Origin of the sequence: Candidatus Clostridium radicumherbarum, assembly GCF_045310525.1 — a bacterium.
Taxonomy (GTDB): Bacteria; Bacillota; Clostridia; order Clostridiales; family Clostridiaceae; genus Clostridium_AT; species Clostridium_AT radicumherbarum.
This window is the reverse complement of record NZ_JBJHZY010000001.1, coordinates 1,961,162-1,984,039: the sequence shown is the minus strand read 5'-3', so window position 1 is coordinate 1,984,039 and position 22,878 is coordinate 1,961,162. Positions and strand designations below refer to the sequence as shown.

24 protein-coding genes are annotated in these 22,878 nt (G+C 31.4%); 14 read left to right on the top strand and 10 right to left on the bottom strand.

Annotation, left to right across the window (positions count from 1 at the left end; translation table 11 throughout):
• The first annotated feature begins 278 nt into the window (after nucleotides 1-278).
• Nucleotides 279-1,655: an MATE family efflux transporter gene (locus tag ACJDUH_RS09615; protein WP_406764939.1), complete on the top strand. Its 1,377-nt coding sequence runs from the start codon at nucleotides 279-281 to the stop codon at nucleotides 1,653-1,655.
• Between the two features lie 130 nt (nucleotides 1,656-1,785).
• Here the strand turns inward: ACJDUH_RS09615 and ACJDUH_RS09610 are convergent, their stop codons facing one another.
• On the bottom strand, nucleotides 1,786-1,986 hold the full coding sequence (locus tag ACJDUH_RS09610) for a hypothetical protein (protein ID WP_406764938.1): 201 nt from the start codon (nucleotides 1,984-1,986) through the stop codon (nucleotides 1,786-1,788).
• 259 nt (nucleotides 1,987-2,245) lie between these two features.
• Here ACJDUH_RS09610 and ACJDUH_RS09605 point away from each other — a divergent pair, with 259 nt between their 5' ends.
• The 4 genes from ACJDUH_RS09605 to ACJDUH_RS09590 are packed head-to-tail and all read left to right on the top strand — an operon-like array spanning nucleotide 2,246 to nucleotide 4,429.
• Nucleotides 2,246-2,422, top strand: coding sequence for a hypothetical protein (locus ACJDUH_RS09605; RefSeq protein ID WP_406764937.1), 177 nt, complete (start codon nucleotides 2,246-2,248; stop codon nucleotides 2,420-2,422).
• 20 nt (nucleotides 2,423-2,442) lie between these two features.
• The gene (locus tag ACJDUH_RS09600; RefSeq protein ID WP_406764936.1) at nucleotides 2,443-3,348 is read left to right on the top strand and encodes a YIEGIA family protein; all 906 of its coding nucleotides are present in this window, start codon (nucleotides 2,443-2,445) and stop codon (nucleotides 3,346-3,348) included.
• A 15-nt stretch (nucleotides 3,349-3,363) separates the two neighbouring features.
• Entirely contained in the window at nucleotides 3,364-3,570 is a 207-nt protein-coding gene (locus ACJDUH_RS09595) for a capping complex subunit for YIEGIA (protein WP_406764935.1), read from the top strand.
• 28 nt (nucleotides 3,571-3,598) lie between these two features.
• Nucleotides 3,599-4,429 (top strand): FUSC family protein, encoded by an 831-nt coding sequence (locus tag ACJDUH_RS09590; protein WP_406764934.1) that lies wholly within the window; start codon nucleotides 3,599-3,601, stop codon nucleotides 4,427-4,429.
• Between the two features lie 74 nt (nucleotides 4,430-4,503).
• On the opposite strand, the gene ACJDUH_RS09585 is transcribed toward ACJDUH_RS09590, so the two are convergent.
• Genes ACJDUH_RS09585 through ACJDUH_RS09575 form a run of 3 tightly spaced genes read right to left on the bottom strand, consistent with a single transcriptional unit; the run spans nucleotide 4,504 to nucleotide 8,147 of the window.
• Nucleotides 4,504-4,980, bottom strand: a complete 477-nt coding sequence (locus tag ACJDUH_RS09585) for a (2Fe-2S)-binding protein (protein WP_406764933.1) — start codon at nucleotides 4,978-4,980, stop codon at nucleotides 4,504-4,506.
• Nucleotides 4,973-5,815, bottom strand: coding sequence for an FAD binding domain-containing protein (locus ACJDUH_RS09580; protein ID WP_406764932.1), 843 nt, complete (start codon nucleotides 5,813-5,815; stop codon nucleotides 4,973-4,975). Before ACJDUH_RS09580 ends, ACJDUH_RS09585 begins: the two co-directional genes overlap by 8 nt.
• A complete protein-coding gene (locus ACJDUH_RS09575) occupies nucleotides 5,802-8,147 on the bottom strand; it encodes a xanthine dehydrogenase family protein molybdopterin-binding subunit (RefSeq protein WP_406764931.1) in 2,346 nt (781 codons plus the stop codon). Before ACJDUH_RS09575 ends, ACJDUH_RS09580 begins: the two co-directional genes overlap by 14 nt.
• Before the next feature lie 282 nt (nucleotides 8,148-8,429).
• Between ACJDUH_RS09575 and ACJDUH_RS09570 the strand changes: the two genes are divergently transcribed.
• From ACJDUH_RS09570 to ACJDUH_RS09560, 3 genes are all read left to right on the top strand, one after another.
• Nucleotides 8,430-8,804, top strand: a complete 375-nt coding sequence (locus tag ACJDUH_RS09570) for a phage holin family protein (RefSeq protein ID WP_406764930.1) — start codon at nucleotides 8,430-8,432, stop codon at nucleotides 8,802-8,804.
• A 65-nt stretch (nucleotides 8,805-8,869) separates the two neighbouring features.
• Entirely contained in the window at nucleotides 8,870-9,625 is a 756-nt protein-coding gene (locus ACJDUH_RS09565) for a PHP domain-containing protein (protein WP_406764929.1), read from the top strand.
• Between the two features lie 123 nt (nucleotides 9,626-9,748).
• Complete coding sequence (locus tag ACJDUH_RS09560; RefSeq protein ID WP_406764928.1) at nucleotides 9,749-10,261, top strand: DUF3189 family protein; 513 nt, start codon at nucleotides 9,749-9,751, stop codon at nucleotides 10,259-10,261.
• 170 nt (nucleotides 10,262-10,431) lie between these two features.
• On the opposite strand, the gene ACJDUH_RS09555 is transcribed toward ACJDUH_RS09560, so the two are convergent.
• Nucleotides 10,432-10,590 carry a hypothetical protein gene (locus ACJDUH_RS09555; protein WP_406764927.1) on the bottom strand — a complete coding sequence of 53 codons (159 nt, stop codon included), beginning with the start codon at nucleotides 10,588-10,590 and terminating at the stop codon, nucleotides 10,432-10,434.
• 291 nt (nucleotides 10,591-10,881) lie between these two features.
• Here ACJDUH_RS09555 and ACJDUH_RS09550 point away from each other — a divergent pair, with 291 nt between their 5' ends.
• Both ACJDUH_RS09550 and ACJDUH_RS09545 read left to right on the top strand, forming a co-directional pair.
• Entirely contained in the window at nucleotides 10,882-11,871 is a 990-nt protein-coding gene (locus ACJDUH_RS09550; RefSeq protein ID WP_406764926.1) for a polysaccharide deacetylase family protein, read from the top strand.
• A gap of 105 nt (nucleotides 11,872-11,976) precedes the next feature.
• Nucleotides 11,977-13,248: a M14 family metallopeptidase gene (locus ACJDUH_RS09545; RefSeq protein ID WP_406764925.1), complete on the top strand. Its 1,272-nt coding sequence runs from the start codon at nucleotides 11,977-11,979 to the stop codon at nucleotides 13,246-13,248.
• 69 nt (nucleotides 13,249-13,317) lie between these two features.
• Here ACJDUH_RS09545 and ACJDUH_RS09540 read toward each other — a convergent pair whose 3' ends face one another.
• Complete coding sequence (locus ACJDUH_RS09540; protein WP_406764924.1) at nucleotides 13,318-14,517, bottom strand: MFS transporter; 1,200 nt, start codon at nucleotides 14,515-14,517, stop codon at nucleotides 13,318-13,320.
• Between the two features lie 142 nt (nucleotides 14,518-14,659).
• Between ACJDUH_RS09540 and ACJDUH_RS09535 the strand changes: the two genes are divergently transcribed.
• Complete coding sequence (locus ACJDUH_RS09535) at nucleotides 14,660-15,550, top strand: LysR family transcriptional regulator (protein WP_406764923.1); 891 nt, start codon at nucleotides 14,660-14,662, stop codon at nucleotides 15,548-15,550.
• Between the two features lie 29 nt (nucleotides 15,551-15,579).
• Here the strand turns inward: ACJDUH_RS09535 and ACJDUH_RS09530 are convergent, their stop codons facing one another.
• Nucleotides 15,580-15,918, bottom strand: a complete 339-nt coding sequence (locus ACJDUH_RS09530) for a carboxymuconolactone decarboxylase family protein (protein WP_406764922.1) — start codon at nucleotides 15,916-15,918, stop codon at nucleotides 15,580-15,582.
• A gap of 205 nt (nucleotides 15,919-16,123) precedes the next feature.
• On the opposite strand from ACJDUH_RS09530, the gene ACJDUH_RS09525 reads away from it, so the two are divergent.
• The 3 genes from ACJDUH_RS09525 (at nucleotide 16,124) to ACJDUH_RS09515 (ending at nucleotide 18,420) form a co-directional block, all read left to right on the top strand.
• A complete protein-coding gene (locus ACJDUH_RS09525; RefSeq protein ID WP_406764921.1) occupies nucleotides 16,124-16,900 on the top strand; it encodes a flagellar brake protein in 777 nt (258 codons plus the stop codon).
• Between the two features lie 297 nt (nucleotides 16,901-17,197).
• Nucleotides 17,198-18,031, top strand: coding sequence for a sulfite exporter TauE/SafE family protein (locus ACJDUH_RS09520; RefSeq protein WP_406764920.1), 834 nt, complete (start codon nucleotides 17,198-17,200; stop codon nucleotides 18,029-18,031).
• Between the two features lie 23 nt (nucleotides 18,032-18,054).
• The gene (locus tag ACJDUH_RS09515; protein WP_406764919.1) at nucleotides 18,055-18,420 is read left to right on the top strand and encodes a DUF1634 domain-containing protein; all 366 of its coding nucleotides are present in this window, start codon (nucleotides 18,055-18,057) and stop codon (nucleotides 18,418-18,420) included.
• A 74-nt stretch (nucleotides 18,421-18,494) separates the two neighbouring features.
• On the opposite strand, the gene ACJDUH_RS09510 is transcribed toward ACJDUH_RS09515, so the two are convergent.
• The 3 genes from ACJDUH_RS09510 to ACJDUH_RS09500 all read right to left on the bottom strand — a co-directional run bounded on the left by ACJDUH_RS09510 (nucleotide 18,495) and on the right by ACJDUH_RS09500 (nucleotide 22,877).
• On the bottom strand, nucleotides 18,495-20,984 hold the full coding sequence (locus ACJDUH_RS09510) for a CoA-disulfide reductase (RefSeq protein WP_406764918.1): 2,490 nt from the start codon (nucleotides 20,982-20,984) through the stop codon (nucleotides 18,495-18,497).
• Between the two features lie 26 nt (nucleotides 20,985-21,010).
• The gene (locus ACJDUH_RS09505) at nucleotides 21,011-21,298 is read right to left on the bottom strand and encodes an ArsR/SmtB family transcription factor (RefSeq protein WP_406764917.1); all 288 of its coding nucleotides are present in this window, start codon (nucleotides 21,296-21,298) and stop codon (nucleotides 21,011-21,013) included.
• A 142-nt stretch (nucleotides 21,299-21,440) separates the two neighbouring features.
• Complete coding sequence (locus ACJDUH_RS09500) at nucleotides 21,441-22,877, bottom strand: HesA/MoeB/ThiF family protein (RefSeq protein WP_406764916.1); 1,437 nt, start codon at nucleotides 22,875-22,877, stop codon at nucleotides 21,441-21,443.
• Nucleotide 22,878: the final 1 nt, after the last annotated feature.

The following is a 22,878-nucleotide window of genomic DNA, read 5'->3' as shown; positions in this document are numbered from 1 at the left end:
AAGTTCAGTCAACTTATATTTTTAGCAACTTATTGAACTTTAGAATAAGATACAGTGAACCGTATCATAAGTAAGGTCGGTTTTTTGAACGAGAAAACTACAAATTAATGAGAGAACAAAGATGGTCTTGGGTTACTATGATGAAATGATGCCTTTTTATCTTAAGGTAATAAGATTTTCATTTGAAAAAATAGGTATATATTATTAAGTATGCTATAATTGAATAAGCATTTTTAAGTTGAATTTATTTTCAGTGTACTTAAGGGAGATATAAAATTTTGAATACGAATTTGACAGAGGGCAAGATTTTAAAGAAATTAATAATTTTAGCACTGCCTATTATGGGAACATCATTTATACAAATGGCCTATAATTTGGCGGACATGCTATGGGTTGGAATTTTAGGCTCAAGAGCTGTTACAGCTGTTGGAACTGCGGGATTTTTTACCTGGTTTGCCTTTGCTTTCATAACCATTCCGCAAATAGGTGCTGCAGTTGGAATAGCACAATCAGTAGGAAAGAAGGATGCAGAGGAAACTAAAAGCTATATAAGACATTCATTGCAGCTTACTGTGGTTTTAGCACTGCTCTATGGTGTTTCTATATTCATATTTAGAAGACAGTTTATAGGTTTTTTTAATCTCAAGAGCGATGATATTATAAACAATGCATCAAGTTTTCTAGGCATAATATCACTGGGTATGGTGTTTTTCTTTTTGCCTCCTGTACTTACAGCTATTTTTAATGGACATGGAGACAGCAGGACGCCTTTTTTAATCAACACTATAGGGCTGGCAATTGCTATAACGCTGGACCCCTTACTAATATTAGGAATAGGGCCTTTCCCAAGGCTTGAGGTTACCGGAGCAGCTATTGCAACTATATTTGCCCAATTTGTTGCAACATCAATCTATATTTTTGTTATATTGAAAAGAACTAATTACTTTAAGGGAATTCATTTTCTACAAAAACCTGACTGGAACCATATGAGTAAGATAGTGAGATTTGGGTTGCCTGTATCGCTACAAAGTGGAGCCTTTACGTTAATAGCTATGATAATTGCAAGAATACTTTCGAATTGGGGGCCTACTCCTATTGCAGTGCAAAGTGTGGGTTCACAAATAGAGTCCATATCCTGGATGACCGCTGGAGGCTTTCAAACAGCTTTAGCCGCTTTTGTGGGTCAAAACTTAGGTGCGAAAAAGTGGGACAGAATTTATAAGGGATATTTTACAGCCATAGGCATTATTTCTGTTATAGGTTTAATAACGTCAAGTCTCTTAATATTCTTACCAGGACCAATTTTCTCGATTTTTATACGGGAGAAGAATGTTGTAAAAGAAGGAATAGTATATCTTAGAATACTTGGGGTTTCACAATTTTTTATGTGTATAGAAATAACCACTGCAGGAGCTTTTAATGGACTTGGAAGAACAGTACCGCCTTCTCTAAATGGTATTATTTTTAATACCTTGAGAATTCCAAGTGCAATACTATTATCAGCAGGATTGGGTTTATCCGGGGTTTGGTGGAGCATAAGCCTCAGCAGTGTAATGAAAGGTATCATACTAACAAGTTGGTTTATTATATTTCTCAGCAGGCATCCCGAAATAGGGACAAGAAAGATTTTTCCTTTTATAAGATTGAGAACTTGATGAAGTAATGTAGCTGAAGATAATGATAAAAGTAATTAAAATATTTTCCTCCTCATGATCAGTATAGATATAATGCGGTCATGAGGGGGATTTTTTAAATGTTTTTATTAAATGCGCAGAACATTTTAAATCAACTATGTTTTATTTTCTCTATTAATTTTTCAATTATAGATTTATTTTTTACTTCCTCTTGTTGTTGTCTTTCTTGTTCTTCTTCTGTAATTTCAGGTTCTTCTATGAATTTGCTGCACCATTCACCATCATGTAAGCCGCCTAAATCATAAGTTAAACATGATTTTCTATTTTTGCATATTATACATTTTTTATTCATATTTACCTCCTGTTTTTTAGTAGTGATTATTTCAGCAAAAAACCAATTATGCCCTTAATCTATTATATTAGAATAATGATAAAGAAAGCTGTCGATTTTATGTTAAGCACAAAAATATTCCAAAAAAGTTTTACTTACATCGGCTTAATTTTTGAAGATAAATAAAGGGGGAGATTCAAAAATGGTTCCTGATTACAGCTTTTTTCATATATGAATATTAAACTGCACCAAGGTAATTATAATGATTGAGGTGAAAAAAATGAAATATAAAGATAAGATAATTAATAATCAAAATAAAGCAATAGAAAATCAAATAAATAGTATGACAGCTTATGGTATTGATGGGTTCAGTATTACACCAATACACAAGGAAACTATAGGAAATAAGGATATAGAAGCAGACATTAAATCAGATAAAGAAATATTAAGAGACTAGAATTTCTGCCGGAGGATTCCATGGAAAAAGAAATGATATCACAGTATCATATTTACTTAATATTAGTACCAATACTTTGCGGAACTTTTGCAAGATATATTACTCTAGTTATTGACTACAGGCAATATCCAAGTTATCCAAATGGATACCTAATTCATTTAGTAACAGGGTTTATTTCTTCAGGTATTGGTGCTATTGCAATTCCCGCACTACTTGCTAAAGACTTCAGTGCAATTACCTTCCTTTTTATTGCTGCAGAACAGTTCAGGGAAGTAAGAAGAATAGAAAAAGAGAGTCTTCAAGACCTTGAAGATGTTGAACATGTATTTAGAGGAGAGGCCTATATTGATGGTATAGCTAAAACCTTTGAAGCAAGAAATTACTTTTCCTTACTTACTGCATTAATTTCAAGCTTAACAATGCATATTATAACTGATAAAGCAATGATAATAAATATACTATGTGGTATATCGTCAGGAATAATTTCCATATACCTTCTTAGAATATTCTCAAAAGGTAAATCTGTAGGAGACATTGCAGAAATAAAAATAGCTGCTATAACAGTTAAAAATTCTGAGCTATATGTAGAGGATATATTTGTGACGAATCATTTAGGAACGGATGCTTCTAGAAAATTAGTTGAAAGCAGCGGTATTGCAGCTATTATTTATCCTAAAGAAAGATACTACAGCAGAATACTAGATCATAATGGTCAAAGGCAAGCAATATTGTATGAGATTTGCAGAATACTTGGTCTTAAGAGATATCACTATACAAGGCGTGATTATGAAACTGGTAGAATTGCAGTAGTTATGGTTCCTATTATTCATGATGAATTGGCATTCATCGAAACAATAAAAAAGACTCCTATTTTAGAAAGCATAAAGAAAAATTATAGATTGATGGACTCGAGTTTTAATAAATAGAAGGGATTGAGTATTATGGCATCTGGTTCATATAACACAGGCTATGAAATAGCAGCTTACATAACATTATCTAAAGATAGAGCACAAAATGGTAATCCTTTAATTTTAGTTGCTAATAATATAGAAGAGCAAAAACAAATTACTATAGATATTTCAAGGGCTTTAAGAGCAGAAGTCGTTCAGCTTAATTGTGGAGATTATATGGTTATTACAAAGAAGTAATTATCATATTGAAGAAGGGGATAAAGTTATGGAATTAAAAAGAAAAGCAATTAGAGTTGGACTTTCAGCTTCATTATGTATGCTAGTTTCTACTTTATTAAAACTTAAATTTCCGTTTTTTGTTTTACTACCTGCTGTAATGCCAATATCAACTTTCTTTGGAGAAACTATTAAATTTGGAATTAACAGAATCATTGGCAGCATCATTGGAGCCTTAATTGGTGTTCTACTTGTAATTGCTCCAGCTCAGAATATGCTTGTATTACTTGTTGGAATTGGAGTAATATTAATTGTTTATATTTGTGATTATCTCAAGTGGGATAGTACTACATCTATTGCATGTCTTGTATTTTGTTCCATTATCGTGGGTACTAAAGGATTTTCGGCCATTGATTATAGTTTTAATAGACTCCTTGATACATTTATAGGCATAGGTATAACAACAATTGTAAACAATTATGTTTTTAATCCAGATATGATAAAAATATTTAAAAAAGAGTCAAAAGGTATACAAGAAAGTTTGTTACTTATAGCTCAAAAGAAAGATTTTTATGAAGGTAAAAATGAGCTGGATAGTATAGAATCACATCTAAATACAATGAAAGAACAGCTAAAGATATATATAAAAGAATTAAGGCATAACTCAAAGTATATTCCGCTAAGAAATAAACTAGAAAATTTAATCTCTACACTTTCATTTACCTTTGAACAAATAAAAATAATAAATTATATTAATGACAAAAAAGAGGGTAATATTACAATACCCAATGAAAATATTGATTATATTATAAGCATTCATAAAAAAATCTTTTTTAATGAAATGATTAATTTAGATAAGATAATGGAGGATATTATATAAATTAAAAAAAGCATAGTTAGTCTTGAGAATAAAAATTCAATTATACTATGCATTTTATATTATTATTTACTAAATTATTTGGTATTTTTAGATGCTAATACAGATTTAATAGCATCCTTTATCTCTTCATAACCGGTACATCTGCAGAGATTAGATTGCAGCCATTGCTCTATAACATGGTCATTTGCATCTGCATGTATATTAGACAAGGCATGACAAACCATAAGGAATCCCGATGTACAATATCCACATTGAAAACTCCAATTATCTACAAAAGCTGTTTGTACGGGCTCATTTATTAAACCTTCAACTGTAGTTATTTTCTTACCTATTGCTTCAACCGTAAGCATTAAGCAAGATTTTATGGGCCATCCATCAATAAGAATTGTACAAGCGCCGCAGTCTCCATTTTCACAGCCTTGCTTAGTCCCAGTTAGGCCTAAATTCTCACGAAGTGTATATAATAAAACATCTGATGGTTTAACAACAACTTCTCTATCTTCATCATTAATATTTAAACTTATTATTGTTTTACCAGAGATCTTAAGCATTATTGCATCCCCCCAGCTTCTCTAAAACTTCAATAAGCAATTTTTGCAGCGTAAATTTTCTGAAATCAGAAGTTCCTGCTAAATCATCTAATATATCAGCTGGAATATTATTGATTATATTATTGATCCTTTTATTTTGAGGTAAGTTATTATCATTTAAATAATCTTCAATTATAGCAGATCTAAATGGGTATCTGCAGAGGCCGCTAAATGCAATATTTATCCAATTACTATCTTTTTGAGCAACCATTGTAATTAAAGGGTAATCTATCTTATCATTTTTAGTCCTTTTTACATGTAAATAAGGCAGTGAAAGAAACCTGCTATCTAAGGATATACTTACAATAAGTTCACTGTTATTAAGGTGTATTTTTTTATCAAATATATCCTTTAACAAAAACTGCTTTCTTCCGTTTGAATTAGCAATAATAACCTTAGCATCAGATATTAAAAGAGGAAGTACAGCTTCGTGATATATAATTGTTCCTGCTATATTTCCACCAAGAGTAATTTTATCTTGTATGGTATGATCAGCTATTCTTTGTACTGTTAATCCTAATATTGGAAATAAATTAAACTCAGCTATTTGTGTTAGTGTAACTGCAGAACCAATAACCAAGCTATTTTCTCTTATTTCATGAATATTACATTCTGGAATGCCCTTTATATCAATTACTGCGCCAGTTTCAACATTATAAGCTCTTGCCATACTAATAATTTCCGTACCTCCACCATAATATAAAGGCTTCTTCCCGCTTTCATGTAACGACCTATATAAATTAACAGCTTCTTCAACATTATCTGGTTTATAGTATTCAAAATCAAAGGGTATCATATTTTCCTCCAGTTTTAGTCTTCCAAATTTTTTCTGGTGTAATTGGCAGATAATCAAATTCATCTTCAGCAGCAAGTGACAAAGCATTAGCAAATGCTGCTGGAATTGCAATTATACCATGTTCTGCAAGGCCGCGAGCTCCAAAGGGTCCATCGATCTGGGGAGTTTCAATAAACTCAATTATGTATTCTGGATTTTCACCAAATCTCATTGGTTTATAGGTACGTAGAGAAGTTGTTTGTAAAATTGCAGCATTGTCATAAATAAACTCTTCATTGGTAGCTAATCCAAATCCCATATTCATTCCACCCATTAACAATCCTATTGAAGTTCGCGGATTAATAACTTTACCTGCATCTATAACAGTTATGGATTTTATTAGCCTATAGGTAAAATTAATTGGATCATACTCAATTTCAACTGCTTGAGCACCTACTGTCCATGAGGATCCAGGTTTGCCTTTCCCAGTTTCCTTGTCTAATTGAGTAATATGGCTCATTATAAAACTACCACGACCTAGTATAGGCCCTTCAACTGATAAGCCGTTTGAATATTTATATCCATCAACTAAGTCTTTAAAGGATACGTATATTTCTGGATCTTGTTTTAAATACACTTTTTCTTCTGCAACTTCCAGGTCTTCAGGTGGTGATTTCATTACAACAGCAGCTAAGCTCTTTAATTGGTTTATGAGATCATCAGCTGCTTTAATAACTGCTCTACCAACCATGAAGGTTGTGGTACTTGCAACTGTTTTCCAATGTTCAGGGGAAACTTGAGTATTTACTCCCATCATAACAAAAATTCTAGCTACATTCATTTTTAATTTTTCAGCAAGTATCTGTGCTAAAGCTGTTTTCATTCCTGGACCAATTTCAACAGCGCCACAATTAAGATTTACACTGCCATCTGTATTAAAAGTTAGAAAAGCTCCAGAAACAGCATTGGTAGGAGAATCAGATGTTTTCCAGAAACAGCCCATTCCTTTGGCTTTTATCAATCCTTCTTTTGTTTTTATTATTTGTCCATCATTCCATTTTATTAATTCCTTTAATTTACTTATACAACCTTCAAGATTTCCTATATTACTAATAGTCATTTTTACCTGTGTAGGTGTGTAGTGTCCAGGTTTTATACAGTTTTTAATCCTTAATTCAAGGGGATCCATATTAAGCTTCGCTGCTAATTTATCAATCATTCGCTCAATACAGAAAGTATATTCTGCATGACCAAATCCCCGATAAGAAGTAACATAAGTATGATTTGTATAAACACTAATTGAGTTGCACCATACATTCTCAATATTATATGGACCAGTACAATCAACTGCAATGGCTTTGGCAATACGTGGACCTGTATCTGCATAAGCCCCGTTATCAACCATATAACTGGCTTCAAGAACTTTTATAATTCCATTTCTAGTTGCTCCCATTTTTAAGTTTGCTTCAAGCCCAATTTTACATGGTGAGGTTTTAAAATCTTCTTCCCGCGTATTAGCTATCTTAACCATTCTGCCATTTACTGCCTTTGAAGCAATATAAGCGATAACTTCCAGCTGTAAGGTAGTCTTACCGCCAAAGGATCCACCAACAAATGGTACTTTTACAATTATATTTCCTTCTGGAACATTAAAAAAATTACTTATATATTTCTTAACAGAGTAGGGAGCTTGGGAAGAAGCATAAATTATTATTCTTCCATCATACATAATCTGAGTTCTCACATTTCTTGTTTCCATTGCAACATGATCTGACTGTGGTAGTGAAAAAGTTTCCTCTACAATAACTTCACTTTCAGCTAGACCTTTAATAATATCACCTTTTCTTATTTGTACTTTATTTAAGATATTGGTATTCTCTTCAGGATAAACATCCTCAACCACTTTTTTATAATCCATTAATTTTTCATGTATTTTGGCAGCATTTGGCTTTAAGGCATCCTCAATTGAATTAATTATAGGTAATGGCTCATATTCAACATTGATTAGTTTTAAGGCTCTCATTGCTTCCTGCTCGCTATTAGCAACAACTATTGCAATAGGTTCACCATAATAACGGACCCTATCTATGGCTACTGGGGGTCTATCTTCTATAATTGATCCACAGAGTATTGGAATATCATTTCCTATGATCACAGCTTGAACTCCTGGCGACACCTTAGCTTCAGATATATTAATTGATTTAATATTCGCATGAGCGAAACTACTTGTTAGTATTTTTATATGTAAAATCCCTGGACAAATCGTATCATCAGTATACTTGGCTGTGCCATTTACTTTGTCCAAAGCTTCTTTCCTTGGTATATTTACACCAATGCCATTCATATTACTCATGTATATATACCACCTCTCATATAATCAAAATCATAGTTTATCTTATTTTTTACAACTTATAAACATCTTATTCAATATGTTCCTCTTATAGTTATATATCTAATTAATTTTAAAAATAGGGACAAAATAAAATGGTTCATAAGCATTACATAAGCAATTTATATATTTGAATTCTTAAAATGCTATTAAAAATAATCTTATTTACACACAAGCATTAATTTATTTTTTGATATTTGGGAATACTGTTAATGTAAATAACTTTATTTTTTAGGAGGAATATTTATGGGAGATAATGGTAATGAAAACAGAGAAGCGTCAAATGGAAGAAGTTTTTTTGGTTGGATTGGAAGATTTGTTTTAGTTGCTTTAGTTTTGGTGGTAACTTCATATCTCACCCCGGGTTTTTCTATTAGTGGAATATGGTCTTTTTTAATAGCTGCCGTAGTAATAACAGTATTAGATGTTTTAGTTGAATCTTTTATGAAAGTTGATGCATCACCTTTTGGAAAAGGATTTAAAGGGTTTGTTATATCAGTTATTATAATTTATATAGCACAATTTTTTGTACCAAATATGACAACATCAATAATAGGAGCAATACTGGCAGCTATAGTAATAGGTATTATAGATGCCATAATACCTGGAAGAGCAATGTAAAACTTTAAGGGGACTCATTTTGAGTGCCCTTAAAAAATGCAATTTACTTCTAAGGAGATAATAAAATGAGCTTAAAGATTATTGCTGATTATCATACTCATACTAATATTGCAAAAGGGCATATTCCATTTTATAGTATTATTTTTGGAGAACATGCTAAAGGTAGCATTGAATCTAATGTTAAAGCTGGAATAGAAAAAGGGTTAAAGGAAATTGCCATAACAGACCATGGTTATAGGCATATTACATTCGGAATGAAACTAAATCAATATAAAGAATTACGTAAAATATTTGATGATTTGAATAATAGTTCATTATTAAAGGAAAATGACTTTAAGATTCTTCTTGGTGTAGAATGTAATATTATCAGTAGAAAAGGAGATATAGATGTTAATGATAATATAATTGATTTCCTTGATATAATTTGTGTAGGGTATCATCCTGGAGCACTACATAATCCACTTTTACTTAAGAACTATACAGAAGCTGCAATTAATACTATTAAAAAATACGATATTACTATATTAAATCATCCATTAGAGCATGTTAATCCAGATATTATGGAAATTGGTAAAGTTGCAATTGAAAGTAATACCGCTTTGGAAATTAACAGAGGCCATAGGAATATGGATATAGAAACAATAAAAAAATTAAAGAAGATGGGTGTTAAATTTTCATTGGGAAGTGATGCACACAAATCTGAGGATGTAGGGAATTTTGGTAGAGCTTATGATATTGCTTCTATGGCAGGCCTTACAGATGATGATATTCTTAATGCTAATGGAAGTGCCCATACACTCATGAAATTATTAAGAAATTAATTTATTCATAAAAGATTGTAGAAATATTTAAGATATTAGAGAAAATATGTTTAATATCAATTTTTAATGAAAATACTACAATTATTAAAAGAAAGCTAAAAAATATGAAATCAGGTGATTTAAATGATATACATATATAATTGCTATGGGGGAACCCACTCATCCATATTAGCAATTGCTTATCACTTAAAAATGTTGGATGAAACCCGAGAGCCAACTAAGGATGAAATACTAAAATTGCCTAACTTTAACAAGTTGGAATATGGAAATCGTGGTGAACTCTTTCATTATGGAACTGATGAGGATGGAAACAAAGTATATGTTGTAGGTAGGGGACGTTCAAAGGTTTTAATTCCAGGTTTATATAATTTAGCTTCAATGCTTCATAAAGAAGACCTATTAAATGAGAAAATTATATTTTCCAATACTTCACCAACTGTTCCATTACCAATGACCTTTGGTGGATTATTCTCTAGGTGGCTAAAAATTGATTTTATAGGAGTGCCCTTGCTTGTAAAGGGAGCAAAACAATCCTATAAGAACATTATAAAACTTGTAAATCATACAAAGAAGGAAGCAGAGGAAGATAAGTCAGAGGTTATTATTTTGGATAATAATGAATTTAAGAAGAAATAATATTTAATTACTATACTGGTTACTTCAACAAAGATAAAAGCTAATGTCTATAATAATAATAAATGTTTATAAGAATAATATAAGAAATCATAAACAAAAGCTTGATTAAAAACCAAGCTTTTGTTTATTCTATGTAGTTAAAAAAATTATTTACAAGGATCAAACTCTTCTTAATTTAAATTATTGACATAATCCATGTCTAAAAATCTATTATAGTTTATAAGCTGATGAATTAGTATTAAATTCTTATAAAGTCTTACTACATAGATATCATCATTTTTATACATTCTGCCAGAGTTTGCCCGTGAAAACCACACATATGTATACATTGAGCTAAAGCTGTACCAAACATTTTGACACCTCCTTGTATAACTTGTATTGAAATTTTAGCATAGAAATGTGTAGATAATATGAAGAGAAGAGGATAAAAAATAATATTTTTTCCATGTATAAACCAAACAAATCCTTACTGCATAATATGTATTAGTATATTTGAATTTAGGATTAGGACAAACATTTTTGAAATCTTCTCTCATCTAGATATTTTTTTAACATCTCCTAGTTATAAACCTTCAGAAAATATTACATAAACCAATAAAAATTCTGTAGGATGGGGTGTTATGATAGTTTATAGAAAGCAGATCTTAGCTATGGCAATCATATTATGTTCATTATTTACTTTTTCAGATTATAAAAGTAAGGAACAAATACATTTATTAAGTGATAAAACAGCTGAGCTTTCTAAAAGTAATGAAAAACTAAATTCTGAAATAACTGATTTAATGATAACTAATAAAGAGCTGCTTAATGAGGGAAATGACCTTAGAGAAAGAAATGTGGAGCTAAATTCAAAAATAGAAGAACTGAATTTAAATAGCCAAAAGCTAATAGAAAGTAATAATAAATTACAAAATGAGAATGCTGATTTGAAAAAGAAATTAGAAGCTGCAAATGCAAGTAATCAAACTGCTACTAATACCGGAACTGACAAAACAGCTTATTTAACTTTTGATGATGGCCCATCTGATAACACCATTAAAATTCTTGATATACTGAAAGAGAATAATATTAAAGCTACTTTTTTTGTTAATGGACATCCAGAAAGTAAGCTTATATATGTGAGAATAGTAAATGAGGGACATACTCTTGCAAATCACACCTATTCACACGATTATGCAGCAGTCTATAAGACAATTGAGGGCTTTAATAATGATAAGCAAAAGTTAGATGATTTTCTATTTGCAATTACCGGCATTAGGACACAAATACTTCGCTTTCCGGGGGGGTCAAATAACCATGTAAGTTATAACTATGGTGGAGTGGATTTCATGGATAAACTTACAAAGTATGAAAAACAGATAGGCATTAAATACTTTGATTGGAACGTGGATTCTACAGATGCATCCGTTCTTACTCAAGCTAAAGATAAAATTATAAATGAAGTTTTAAATGGATCCAAAAATAAAAAACAGGCAATTATACTAATGCATGACAGCAAACCAAAAACAACTACCGCTCAGGCTCTTCCTGACATTATAAAAGGCTTAAAGGGCCAAGGCTTTAAATTCTCAGTCTTAACCCCTAAAGTAAATGGAGTTCAATTTAAATAACTTATGTACACGTAAATCTAAAGCTTAGAAGTCAATGATATTTTAAGCAACATATTTTAGAATAAATCATATTCTAGTAATAACATTAGTTTATTAGGAGTATTTATGAGAGTTTTAAGTATGGGCTCCAGGGGCTCAGATGTTATGGAAATTCAATCAGTTTTATCAAGAATTGGCTACAATCCTGGATTAATAGATGGAGTATTTGGGAGAAAAACTGAGCAGGCAGTGAAGCAATTTCAAAAAAATTTTGGATTAACAGAAGATGGAGTTATTGGGGTAGAAACCTTTAGTATTTTGCAAAGGTTTTTACTTGGCTATGATACTTACAATGTAAGACCAGGTGATACTATTTATAGTATTGCAAGAAAGTATTACACTACAATGAATAAGATTTTTGCAGCAAACCCAGGAATAAATGCAAATAATTTAACCATTGGGCAAAGATTAGTAATTCCATATGGTATTCAAGTTGTTGACACTAATATTAGCTATACTTATGATATTATGGAAAGAGATATACAAGGCTTAAAGGCAAGATATCCTTTTATGCAGGTAGGAACAGCAGGAAAAAGTATTCTTGGAAAAAATTTATATTATATAAAACTTGGTACTGGACCAAATCAAGTTTTTTATAATGGAGCTCATCACGGACTTGAGTGGATTACTTCAGTGCTTCTAATGAAGTTTATAGAAGATTTCTCAGAGGCTTATGTAGAAGGGGGCAATTTAAGGGGATATAATGTTAGAGATATATGGAAGCAAAGTACAATTTATATACTTCCAATGGTAAATCCAGATGGAGTTGATTTGGTTATTAATGGACTTAAAAGAGATAATCCTTACTATTCCAGGTTAATTCAATGGAATAAGGGAAGCACTGATTTTTCTACTAACTGGGAGGCAAATAATAGAGGAGTTGATCTTAATCATAATTATGATGCTTCTTGGGAACTTTCAAAAGCCGCTGAAGCAAGCTACGGAGTTTATGGACCAGGACCTACTAGGTATTCTGGAACTAAGCCAGAATCTGAACCTGAAAGTAAAGCAGTAGCAGACTTTACTAGAAATCATAACTTTAGGCTTGTTATTGCTTATCATAGTCAAGGAAAAGTTATATATTGGACTTACTTAAATATTATACCTGAAGATTCAGCGAGAATAGTAAAACTTTTCGCGGATGTTAGCGGATACACTCCTGCACAAACTTACGGTATCGTATCCTATGCAGGTTATAAAGATTGGTTTATAGATAAATTTAGAAGACCTGGTTTTACAATAGAAGTTGGTATAGGAAAAAATCCATTACCTATATCACAATTTAACGAAATATATAATGATAATATTGGTATTCTACTACTTGGGTCAATTGTGTAAATAATGGCATCCCTATGGCTTATTACTTATTTATTCATAAATAGGTAATAAGCCATAGGGATGCCATTTTTAGTATGAGGCTGCTCCTCTTAATACTTCTTTTTCTTTAACATCAATATTTGGCTGCGGTAATTTACTAGCTAATATTACTGCAATAATAGGCATAATGACAAGGCAGGATAATGCCGCATGAATGCCGTAGTGATCAGATATTAAACCAAGTAATGGAGAGACTATTCCACCCATGGTAACAGCCAGTCCCATAGTAACTCCAGAGGCTAGTCCAACATGATTAGGCAAATATTTTTGTCCAAGTGCTACCATTGGGCTATAGGGAGCATAGAGTGAAAGACCCATCGGAATTAAAATCACTGTTAAGATTATTGGGTTTTTTATATTTAAGAATAACAACAATAATGGAAATAAACAAGAATAACCAGTTATTATTATTTTCTTATTTCCAATTTTATCAGCAAGTTTTCCAGCAAATAAAGTTCCTACTGCACCAACTACTATTAAAGTAGATAATGCTATGCTGCCGGCAAGTTCAGTTTGATGCAGATCCTTCATCCAATAGAGTGTAAGGAAGGTGTTAAATCCAAAGAAAACTATGGATCTGCATAGTAAAGTTAATAATAACCTAATAAATGGTTTCCATTCATCTTTCTGTTTTACTTCTGTAGTTTTACTGTTAGAAGTATTATTGCTTACATTCTCAGCTGGTTTTGAAAAATTAGCTATTTGGGTCATAAGAATGATACTCATGATAATTGCTGGTATACTTAGTAGAACTGTGCCTTTGAGACCAAATAACATTAACACCGCAGTTGTTATAATAGGGCCAACAGCAAATCCGATATTTCCACCAGCAGCAAAGATACTTACTGCAGAGGTTTTATTTTTTCCAGCATACTTATTTGTAAGTCTTGCTCCTTCTGGATGATATAAAGCAATTCCAATACCACTTAAGCCTACTAAAATGAAAATTCCATAATAGCTTGGCATTATTCCAGCTAAGCCAATCCCAAGGCCACCTAACAATAAGCCTAAGGGTAAAGCCCAAGGAGCTGAGATTTTATCAGAATAAATTCCAAATAGGGGTTGTATTATTGAGGAACTAGCATTAGCGGCAAAAATTAAAAAAGCTGCTGCTGCATAGCCTATGTTCTTATTGGATATAAGAAAGGGAAGCATTGCAGGCAGAGCACCTTGATAAATATCAGTAACTAAATGGCCTACACCAAATAATCTTATGTAATTTTTATTCATTATGATTCCACCTTTTGACTACATTTTAGCTTGTAAAATATATTTTTTTCCTCTATCATTATAGCAAGAAGTTATCTATATTAAAAATATAATAATTGAATGAATCCATATTTTATTTATATAGATTAAAGAGAGGTATCTTATGGATATTAGACAACTTAAATATTTTTTAGCAATTGCAGAAGAAGGACAGATAACTGCAGCAGCGAAGCGCTTAAACATATCACAACCGCCCCTTAGTCAGCAGTTAAAGCTGTTAGAGGAAGAATTAAATGTAATTTTATTTAATAGAAACAGCAGAAATTTAGAGCTTACAGAGGCAGGAATTATTCTCCAAAATAAAGCTGAACAGATGATTGAATTATTAAAGTCAACTGAAAATGAACTGAAACATTTAAATCAAGGCATTGAAGGAACTTTAAGTATTGGAACTGTTCGTTCCTCAGGTATAACAATTTTACCTAATAAAATTAGTGAATTTCGTAAAATATATAATAAAATTGATTTTCAGCTTTGGGAAGGAGACAGCTTTAGAATTATAGAATTACTAAATAGTGGAGTTGTAGATCTAGGTTTTGTACGAGAACCCTTTAATTCAAGTCCTTATGAATCTATTTTTTTAAAGGATAACTTAGGTCAACACTTAAATGACTACTTCGTAACCATAGCTGCACCAGAACTTTATGATTCTAACTATAAGGAAAAAAGTATTCCCCTTATTGAGCTAAAAGATAAACCTTTAATAATACACCGCAGATATGAAGATATGATAAGAAATGCTTGTGAGAAAGAAGGTTTTCAGCCTAAAATAATATGCAGAAATGATGATACTATGTCATCCTTAAGCTGGGCAAAGGCTGGAATTGGTATTGCCTTACTTCCCGTTACTGCTTCAAATCTTACCTCAAATATAAAATTAGAAATTAAAAAAATCATAAATCCCACAATAGAATCTCGGTTAAACTTGATATGGCTTAAAAATAAAAATATCTCGAGTATTGCTAGGAATTTTATTAAATTGTTTGATAAATAAAATGGGGTTAGACCCCATTATTTTTATTATTATTCAATTTCAATGATATCCCTTAGAATAAGCAGTCCCTGCATCATCTTTGGGAATCCTGCAGTCGGTGCAACTAGAAGTATAGCGTGCTCTATTTCTTCCTTTGTGCAGCCGCTCTTTAAAGCTTTAAGTATATGGGTTCTTAAGGCGTATTCATACTGACAGTCAGTTGATAAAGCTATTTTAATAAGCCAGCGTGTCTTTTCATCTAGGGGACCTCCCTTTTCATGGACCAACTTACCAAAGTTTTCATAAGCATCATAAATTTCGCCATGATTTTTAACTAAGTATTTAAGATTTTTTTCAATTACATCAAGGTTATCAAAATAATCCTTCATTATATCTACACCTTTTCTATTATTTTATAGATTATAGTATCTCCATAAAAGTTATTTATATTACTTATTAAACTACAATGATCCTTTCTTGCTTTATGTACTATATAATATTATACTTTGTATATAAATAGTAATACTTATATAATTATACAATCTTTACTTGTAAGCTGTTATATATGGTAATTTAAATGGGGGAATGGCTATTTTGGATAATGAATTATTAGAAGGGGACTTTTTAGTACTTGATGAACAGTCATTAGCTAAAACTGTTTATTTGTTTCTAAGACATGAAGTAATACATGTTGTGAAAGAAGATCCAAAAGGCTTTGAAGAAGAAGAAATTAAGGCACAGGTTTATAGTTTAGAAAATGAATGTGAAGGTGAAATAATTAAAATTTATAAGAACAATTTAGTTATTGCTGTTTCAGTTAAAAATATTGATTTATTTAGAGATTATGAAAATATTAATATAAGAATTACTAATTCTAGCTGTGCTTATGAATGTTCTTCAAAGATTCTTGGTCTGAAAGAAGAAGGAGATAAATTAATACTAGTATTAAGCACACCATTAATAGAAAAGAAAGTTGATAGAAGAAGATTTTTTAGAATAAATCTTAAATTTGGAGTAAGATATTGTATACTACCTAAAGGCAACTACAATACAATATTGGATATACCAAAAGGCTGTTTTTTAAAAATTAAGAAAGCTTTAACTAAAGATATCAGTGCAGGTGGTATTTCTATTTTAGCAGAGGATAAATGTGAAGTAGGGGATTATGTTCTGGTTTGTCTTTATTTACCTAATAAATTTGATGTATTATGCAAGATATTAAGAATTGATCCAAATTATAAGAATGGTACTAGTTCGTTATTATGTATGAAGTATGTTTATATTCATGAAATAGATAGGGATAGAGTAGCTGGATTTGTAATTAAAAATGAAATTTCTAGAAGAAATAAAATTAAGAAAACTTCCACATAAAATGATAATTATTGTTATAAAAAAATCATGAAGATAAAATCAGCATTAACATTGCCTATAAACTATAATAACGTAAATACATAATGATTTACTTATATATGAAAAATTAGAGATATAATAAGTTCTATAAATAATCTTCAATATGTATTTTAAGCTCCAAATTGGGGCTTTCATTATTTAAAAAGGAATTGATTTTAGGAAAGTAAGGTACATTAGTATTTATATTATATTAAAGAATAAACATGAATAAAGAGTAAAAGATAGCATTAATTAATATATACAGAAAGGGGAATTATTATGACTACTTTGACGCTGCAAATTTTAATTTTATCAATCATTGCAGGGATTTTTGGCTCTATATTGGGACTTGGAGGAGGTATAATAATAACGCCGGCTTTGACCTTACTTTTCGGCATTGATATTAAATATGCTATTGGTGCTAGTATAGTATCTGTTATTGCAACTTCCAGCGGAGCAGCTGTAGCTTACATAAGAGACAAGATTACAAATATTAGAATTGGAATGTTTTTAGAGATAGCAACAACTATTGGTGCAATAACAGGAGCATTCATTAGCGGCTTAATTAATCCAAAATACCTATACATAATCTTTGGCATATTACTACTATATTCTGCCCTGGCCATGCTGCAGAAAAAAGCTCAGGAATTACCTGAGAATGTAGAGAATCATCCAATAGCAAATAAGCTTAAGTTAAACAGCAATTATTATGATAAGGCTTTAAAGAAAAATATAGATTATAATGTTACTGGAGTTTATGGGGGCTTCGGAATGATGTATGTTGCAGGAGTAATATCTGGACTTCTGGGCATAGGAAGCGGAATATTTAAGGTTATGGCCATGGATTTATTCATGAAGCTGCCCCTAAAGGTTTCTAGTGCTACAAGCAATTTCATGATTGGGGTTACCGCGGCAGCTAGCGCTGGAGTATACTTATTAAGAGGTGACATTGATCCTAAAATAGCTGCACCTGTGGCCTTAGGTGTACTTATTGGAGCGACCTTAGGAACTAAAATAATGCAGAATTTAAGAAGTAAAACTATTAGGATGATTTTTATTCCTGTATTAGCCTTCGTTTCCATTCAAATGATTATTAAAGGTTTTACTAAATAGAAGGGAGCAGGAGAGTGATTATTATGAATAAAGAAAACAATAAAATAGAAGAAATGGAGATAATAATAAGCAATTTTCTTAGATTTGGTGTACTTTTAAGCGCAATAATAGTTTTTGTAGGGCTTACTATGTATTTAGTAACGGGTAACAGTGGGTATTCAGGAAGTTATTTTCCTTCAGCCTTATCAGAGATATTTAGAGGCTTTATAGCTTTAAAACCCTTTGCTATAATAATGGTTGGTCTTATAATACTTATTCTCACACCTGTATTTAGAGTTGGAGTATCTATCTTAGTTTTTATTAGAGAAAAAGATTTTTTATATGTTAAAATCACAACTTTAGTTTTTTTTATATTACTTATTAGCTTTGTTTTAGGAAAAGTTGAATAAAAATAATTAGCCGTCAGTAAAAATATGTTTTAAAGCATATTTTTACTGACGGCTGGTTTTATTTGTTAAATTGTCTAGATAAATAAATTCACGTTAGAATCTTCTGCTTCACCTAGGTAATAGCCAACTCCACCAATCTTAATTCCATCTAGAAGTTCTTCCTTTTTAAGTCCCATTACGTCCATGGACATCTGACAAGCTACTATCTCAACTCCGCTATCAATAGCTGATTGAATTAATTCTTCTAAAGAGGAGATGTTTTTGTCCTTCATAACCATTCTTATCATTTTTCCGCCCATGCCCATCATGTTCATATTAGAAAGCTTTAATTTTTTACTTCCTCTAGGCATCATCATTCCAAACATCTTATCCATAAATCCTTTTTGAAGACTTATTTTCTCAGGCTTTCTTAATATATTAAGTCCCCAGAAGGTAAAGAACATTGTAACTTTTTTACCCATAGAAGCTGCACCGTTAGCAATTATAAAGGATGCAATTGCCTTGTCTAAGTCTCCGCTAAATACAACCATAGTTTTGTTATCTTTTGCAGGTAAGGTATCTATATTTTGGTTTACAATTTCATTTTTACTGCTTTTCTTTATAAAAGCATCGATATTTCCGCCATTTTTATTTAGGTCAACTAATTCATTGTTAGTTCTTTTACACCATGCTTTAATATCTTCGTAAAAACCTGGATCAGAGGCAGAAACCTTAAGAATTTGACCATCCATTAAATCATTCATTGAAGCTTTAACCTGCATCAGTGGTCCTGGGCAGCAAAGTCCACAGGCATCTATAGCTTTATCGAAATTTCCCTTTTGGTCTTCATTTTTTTTTACAGCCTGTGTATCAGGATCTATAGTAAAGGCTGCATAACTATGATTGTCTCTGTCAGCATCCTCTGAAGTAAGCTTATCTGGGGTATAATTTAATGAAGCTATAGTCTTATAACCACCTGTTACATTATAAACTTTAAAACCATTTTGACAAAATATTCTATCTGCCACATATCCTCTTAAGCCTACTTGACAGTATTCAACTATAGTCTTATTTTTATCTAATTCTCCTAACTTTTCTCTTAAGTTGTCTACAGGAATATTTATTGCATCTTTTATATGACCATTATTGTATTCCTCTTCAGTACGAACATCTACTAAAATATAATCTTCATTATTAAGCTGCTCTAAATCTTTCCATGCTATAACATGGGTGTTTCCAGCTAATACATTCTGAGCTACAAAACCTGCCATGTTTACAGGGTCTTTGGCAGAAGAAAATGGGGGAGCATAGGACAATTCGAGTTCAGCCAAGTCATTAATTGTTCCATTAAGTCTTATTACTGTTGCTATTACATCAATTCTCTTATCTACACCATCATAACCGATAGCTTGAGCCCCTAAGATTTTTCCTTCTTCATTAAATATAAGCTTAAGGGACATTGGTATAGCACCTGGATAGTAAGAAGCATGAGATACAGGGTGCACATAAATTATTTTGTATGGAATATTTGCTTTTTGAAGTGTTCTTTCATTTGCTCCTGTTCCTGCAGCTGTAAGTCCAAAAATCTTTATAATAGAAGTACCTTGAGTGCCTTTATATGTTGAATTTAAGCCTGCTATATTATCAGCAGCAATTCTTCCTTGTTTATTAGCAGGACCAGCCAAAGGCACTGCAGATTTTTGTTTTGTTATGAAATCTACTACTTCTACAGCATCACCTACAGCATATATTCCTTCTATATTTGTCTCCATCTTTTCATTTACTAAAATGTGACCTCTAGGGCCAAAAGCTAGTCCGCTGTCTTTAATAAAAGCTGTATCAGGGGCTACTCCTATAGCTAAAATTACTATATCAGAAGTAAGCTTAGTATCACTATTTAAGGTAACTTCAACTTGACTTCCTATTTCATTAAAGGCTTTAACACCATCACCTAATAAAAGTCCTACACCATTATCAGATAATTCTTTTTCAGCCATAACTACCATATCTGAATCAAAGGGTGCAAGTATGTGAGGAGCAGCTTCCACAAGAGTAACAGATAGACCTCTCTCTCTAAGGTTCTCAGCCATTTCAACACCAACATAGCCTCCGCCAATTACAACAGCGGTATTTATACCTTTTTTATCCACATAGGCTTTAATTGAATCTGTGTCAGGAATATTTCTTAAGGTGAAAATCTTACTACTGTTTATTCCAGGAATGTTTGGCCTTAAAGCCTTTGCTCCAGGTGACAATATTAAATAGTCATAGGATTCTTCATATATTCCCTTAGTTTTGCTGTTAACTGTAACTTTTTTATCTAATACATTTATATCTGTTACTTCACTATTATTTCTAACGTCTATGTTAAATCTAGCTTTCATAGCCTCAGGGGTCTGGACTAATAGTTTGCTTCTTTCTTTAATTGTTTCACCAATATAATATGGCAGGCCACAGTTTGCAAAGGAAATGTATTCATCTCTTTCAAACATAATTATTTCTGCATTTTCATCTAATCTCCTAAGTCTAGCTGCAGCAGATGCGCCACCAGCAACTCCACCTACAATTAATACTTTTTTACTCATTTTACTTCCTCCAATTAATTACTTAATTATTCATTTTCTTTAATTAGTTCAATAATCAAATTAGCAATTTTGGGATTCGAGATTTTATAATAGATCTCAAGTCCATTTCTTCTTCCTTCTACAATTCCTGAAGCTCTTAATCTCTGAAGATGCTGAGATATGGTAGATTGAGGAGTCTCCAAACAAGATTGCATATAGGAAACATTACACTCACCATTCTCCAATAAACCCCTTACAATACAGAGTCTTACCGGATGAGCCAATACTTTTAGCATTTCTGCTATTTCGTTATATTTTTCAAAATTCTTATCCATATAATTACTCACTTTCTGATTTATTAAATCACTATATTTATATATTATGATATAGTGATTTGATTGTCAATATTTTAACTATAAATAAAAAATATTATAGCTAATTTAAAATGGGATGGAAAAAAAGAAGAACTAGATAATTTCAGTTCTTCTTTTTTTCACAGATAATTTTATATTCTTGAAGTTCTGCAATCTTTGGCTGATTACCGCATAAAGGGCAGAGGGGGTTTTTATTTATTTCCACAAGGGTAAACTCTAAGTCAAAGGCATCAAAGTAAAGAAGTTCATTTTTAAGAACCTTTCCTTTTCCTATAATTAACTTTATTGCTTCAGCGGCCTCTATAAAACCCATAACCCCAGGTACTGGTCCTAAAACTCCTGATTCGCTGCATGAAGGAGTGCTGTCTAGCATAGACATATTTGGAAAAGCACATCTGAAACAATGACCATCTTCAGGAATAATGGTGGTATTAAGTCCACTAAATCTAAGCACACCTGCCTCAAGCATAGGCTTTTTCATAAAAAAACAGGTATCATTTAATAGATATCGAGTAGGTAAATTATCAACGCCGTCAATCACAATATCATAAGTATTAATTATTTTCATGGCATTATCCTTATTTAATTCAACGCTGTAAGTAATAATATTAGTATTAGGGTTAATATTCTTTAAAAATGCCTTGGCAGAATCAACTTTAGGTATTCCAATGCGTGAGGTAGAATGGAGTATTTGCCTGTTAAGATTACTGATTTCTACTTTATCGTAATCAACAAGACCTATTGTACCAATTCCCGCCATTAATAAAGCTAATGCAGCAGGAGAGCCAAGTCCACCTGTGCCAACAACTAATATTTTGTGTTCAGACAATTTTTCCTCAGTATTATCCATAGAGACTAGGTCATTATAATTATTGCATAGTAGGTTGTCTATAATTGAATATGCGTAATTTTGCTCAGCTTTACTAAATTCCATTGAAAAAACATCAAAATATAGTAAACTTGTATTAGTTTTTTTAAAATTCAAGCATTCTTTAATAATTTCAATTGAGCAGAGAGCACCCATTATTGAAGTTGAAATTATTTTTCCAATGGAATTTTGAGCACCAAATTCATTGTATTTTGGCTCTATACTAGTGTATTTATTTGTTATAATATTTACAAAGTCGTTAAATTTATCAAAATTGTCAAATGTTTGTAACGTACCTTTCCAATCATTTATTAAAGTTATTATTGTAGGTATGAATTTTCTTGCATTTTTAAAATTAATCATATTAATAATGGCATTTATAAATTTAATACTTCCTAAGAAAATCCTAATAAGATTTGAATAAAACATATCATTATTTTCAAGCAAGTCATTTTTATCAATTTGCACAATTGAAATATCTTTATTTAAATCCTTAATATTATAAAATAAAGTCTCATATTCATTATCATCCTCAAAATAGCATACAATATGACCAACTCCGGAGGCAGCCAAATAATAAATCAGTGGTGATACATCCTTAACATTTTCACCATATATGATTACTTTAGATTCTAATAATATTTTTTGACCTTGGCCACTTATTTCTGGCATA

What these genes read in the sequence shown, in the direction of transcription:
- ACJDUH_RS09580 (WP_406764932.1), bottom strand. Translation starts at nt 5,815, where the DNA reads ATGATACCCTTTGATTTTGAATACTATAAACCAGATAATGTTGAAGAA.
- ACJDUH_RS09590 (WP_406764934.1), top strand. Translation starts at nt 3,599, where the DNA reads ATGGAATTAAAAAGAAAAGCAATTAGAGTTGGACTTTCAGCTTCATTA.
- ACJDUH_RS09570 (WP_406764930.1), top strand. Translation starts at nt 8,430, where the DNA reads ATGGGAGATAATGGTAATGAAAACAGAGAAGCGTCAAATGGAAGAAGT.
- ACJDUH_RS09530 (WP_406764922.1), bottom strand. Translation starts at nt 15,918, where the DNA reads ATGAAGGATTATTTTGATAACCTTGATGTAATTGAAAAAAATCTTAAA.
- ACJDUH_RS09500 (WP_406764916.1), bottom strand. Translation starts at nt 22,877, where the DNA reads ATGCCAGAAATAAGTGGCCAAGGTCAAAAAATATTATTAGAATCTAAA.
- ACJDUH_RS09605 (WP_406764937.1), top strand. Translation starts at nt 2,246, where the DNA reads ATGAAATATAAAGATAAGATAATTAATAATCAAAATAAAGCAATAGAA.
- ACJDUH_RS09585 (WP_406764933.1), bottom strand. Translation starts at nt 4,980, where the DNA reads ATGCTTAAGATCTCTGGTAAAACAATAATAAGTTTAAATATTAATGAT.
- ACJDUH_RS09535 (WP_406764923.1), top strand. Translation starts at nt 14,660, where the DNA reads ATGGATATTAGACAACTTAAATATTTTTTAGCAATTGCAGAAGAAGGA.
- ACJDUH_RS09560 (WP_406764928.1), top strand. Translation starts at nt 9,749, where the DNA reads ATGATATACATATATAATTGCTATGGGGGAACCCACTCATCCATATTA.
- ACJDUH_RS09555 (WP_406764927.1), bottom strand. Translation starts at nt 10,590, where the DNA reads ATGTATACATATGTGTGGTTTTCACGGGCAAACTCTGGCAGAATGTAT.
- ACJDUH_RS09505 (WP_406764917.1), bottom strand. Translation starts at nt 21,298, where the DNA reads ATGGATAAGAATTTTGAAAAATATAACGAAATAGCAGAAATGCTAAAA.
- ACJDUH_RS09610 (WP_406764938.1), bottom strand. Translation starts at nt 1,986, where the DNA reads ATGAATAAAAAATGTATAATATGCAAAAATAGAAAATCATGTTTAACT.
- ACJDUH_RS09545 (WP_406764925.1), top strand. Translation starts at nt 11,977, where the DNA reads ATGAGAGTTTTAAGTATGGGCTCCAGGGGCTCAGATGTTATGGAAATT.
- ACJDUH_RS09565 (WP_406764929.1), top strand. Translation starts at nt 8,870, where the DNA reads ATGAGCTTAAAGATTATTGCTGATTATCATACTCATACTAATATTGCA.
- ACJDUH_RS09550 (WP_406764926.1), top strand. Translation starts at nt 10,882, where the DNA reads ATGATAGTTTATAGAAAGCAGATCTTAGCTATGGCAATCATATTATGT.
- ACJDUH_RS09600 (WP_406764936.1), top strand. Translation starts at nt 2,443, where the DNA reads ATGGAAAAAGAAATGATATCACAGTATCATATTTACTTAATATTAGTA.
- ACJDUH_RS09595 (WP_406764935.1), top strand. Translation starts at nt 3,364, where the DNA reads ATGGCATCTGGTTCATATAACACAGGCTATGAAATAGCAGCTTACATA.
- ACJDUH_RS09515 (WP_406764919.1), top strand. Translation starts at nt 18,055, where the DNA reads ATGAATAAAGAAAACAATAAAATAGAAGAAATGGAGATAATAATAAGC.
- ACJDUH_RS09520 (WP_406764920.1), top strand. Translation starts at nt 17,198, where the DNA reads ATGACTACTTTGACGCTGCAAATTTTAATTTTATCAATCATTGCAGGG.
- ACJDUH_RS09540 (WP_406764924.1), bottom strand. Translation starts at nt 14,517, where the DNA reads ATGAATAAAAATTACATAAGATTATTTGGTGTAGGCCATTTAGTTACT.
- ACJDUH_RS09510 (WP_406764918.1), bottom strand. Translation starts at nt 20,984, where the DNA reads ATGAGTAAAAAAGTATTAATTGTAGGTGGAGTTGCTGGTGGCGCATCT.
- ACJDUH_RS09575 (WP_406764931.1), bottom strand. Translation starts at nt 8,147, where the DNA reads ATGAGTAATATGAATGGCATTGGTGTAAATATACCAAGGAAAGAAGCT.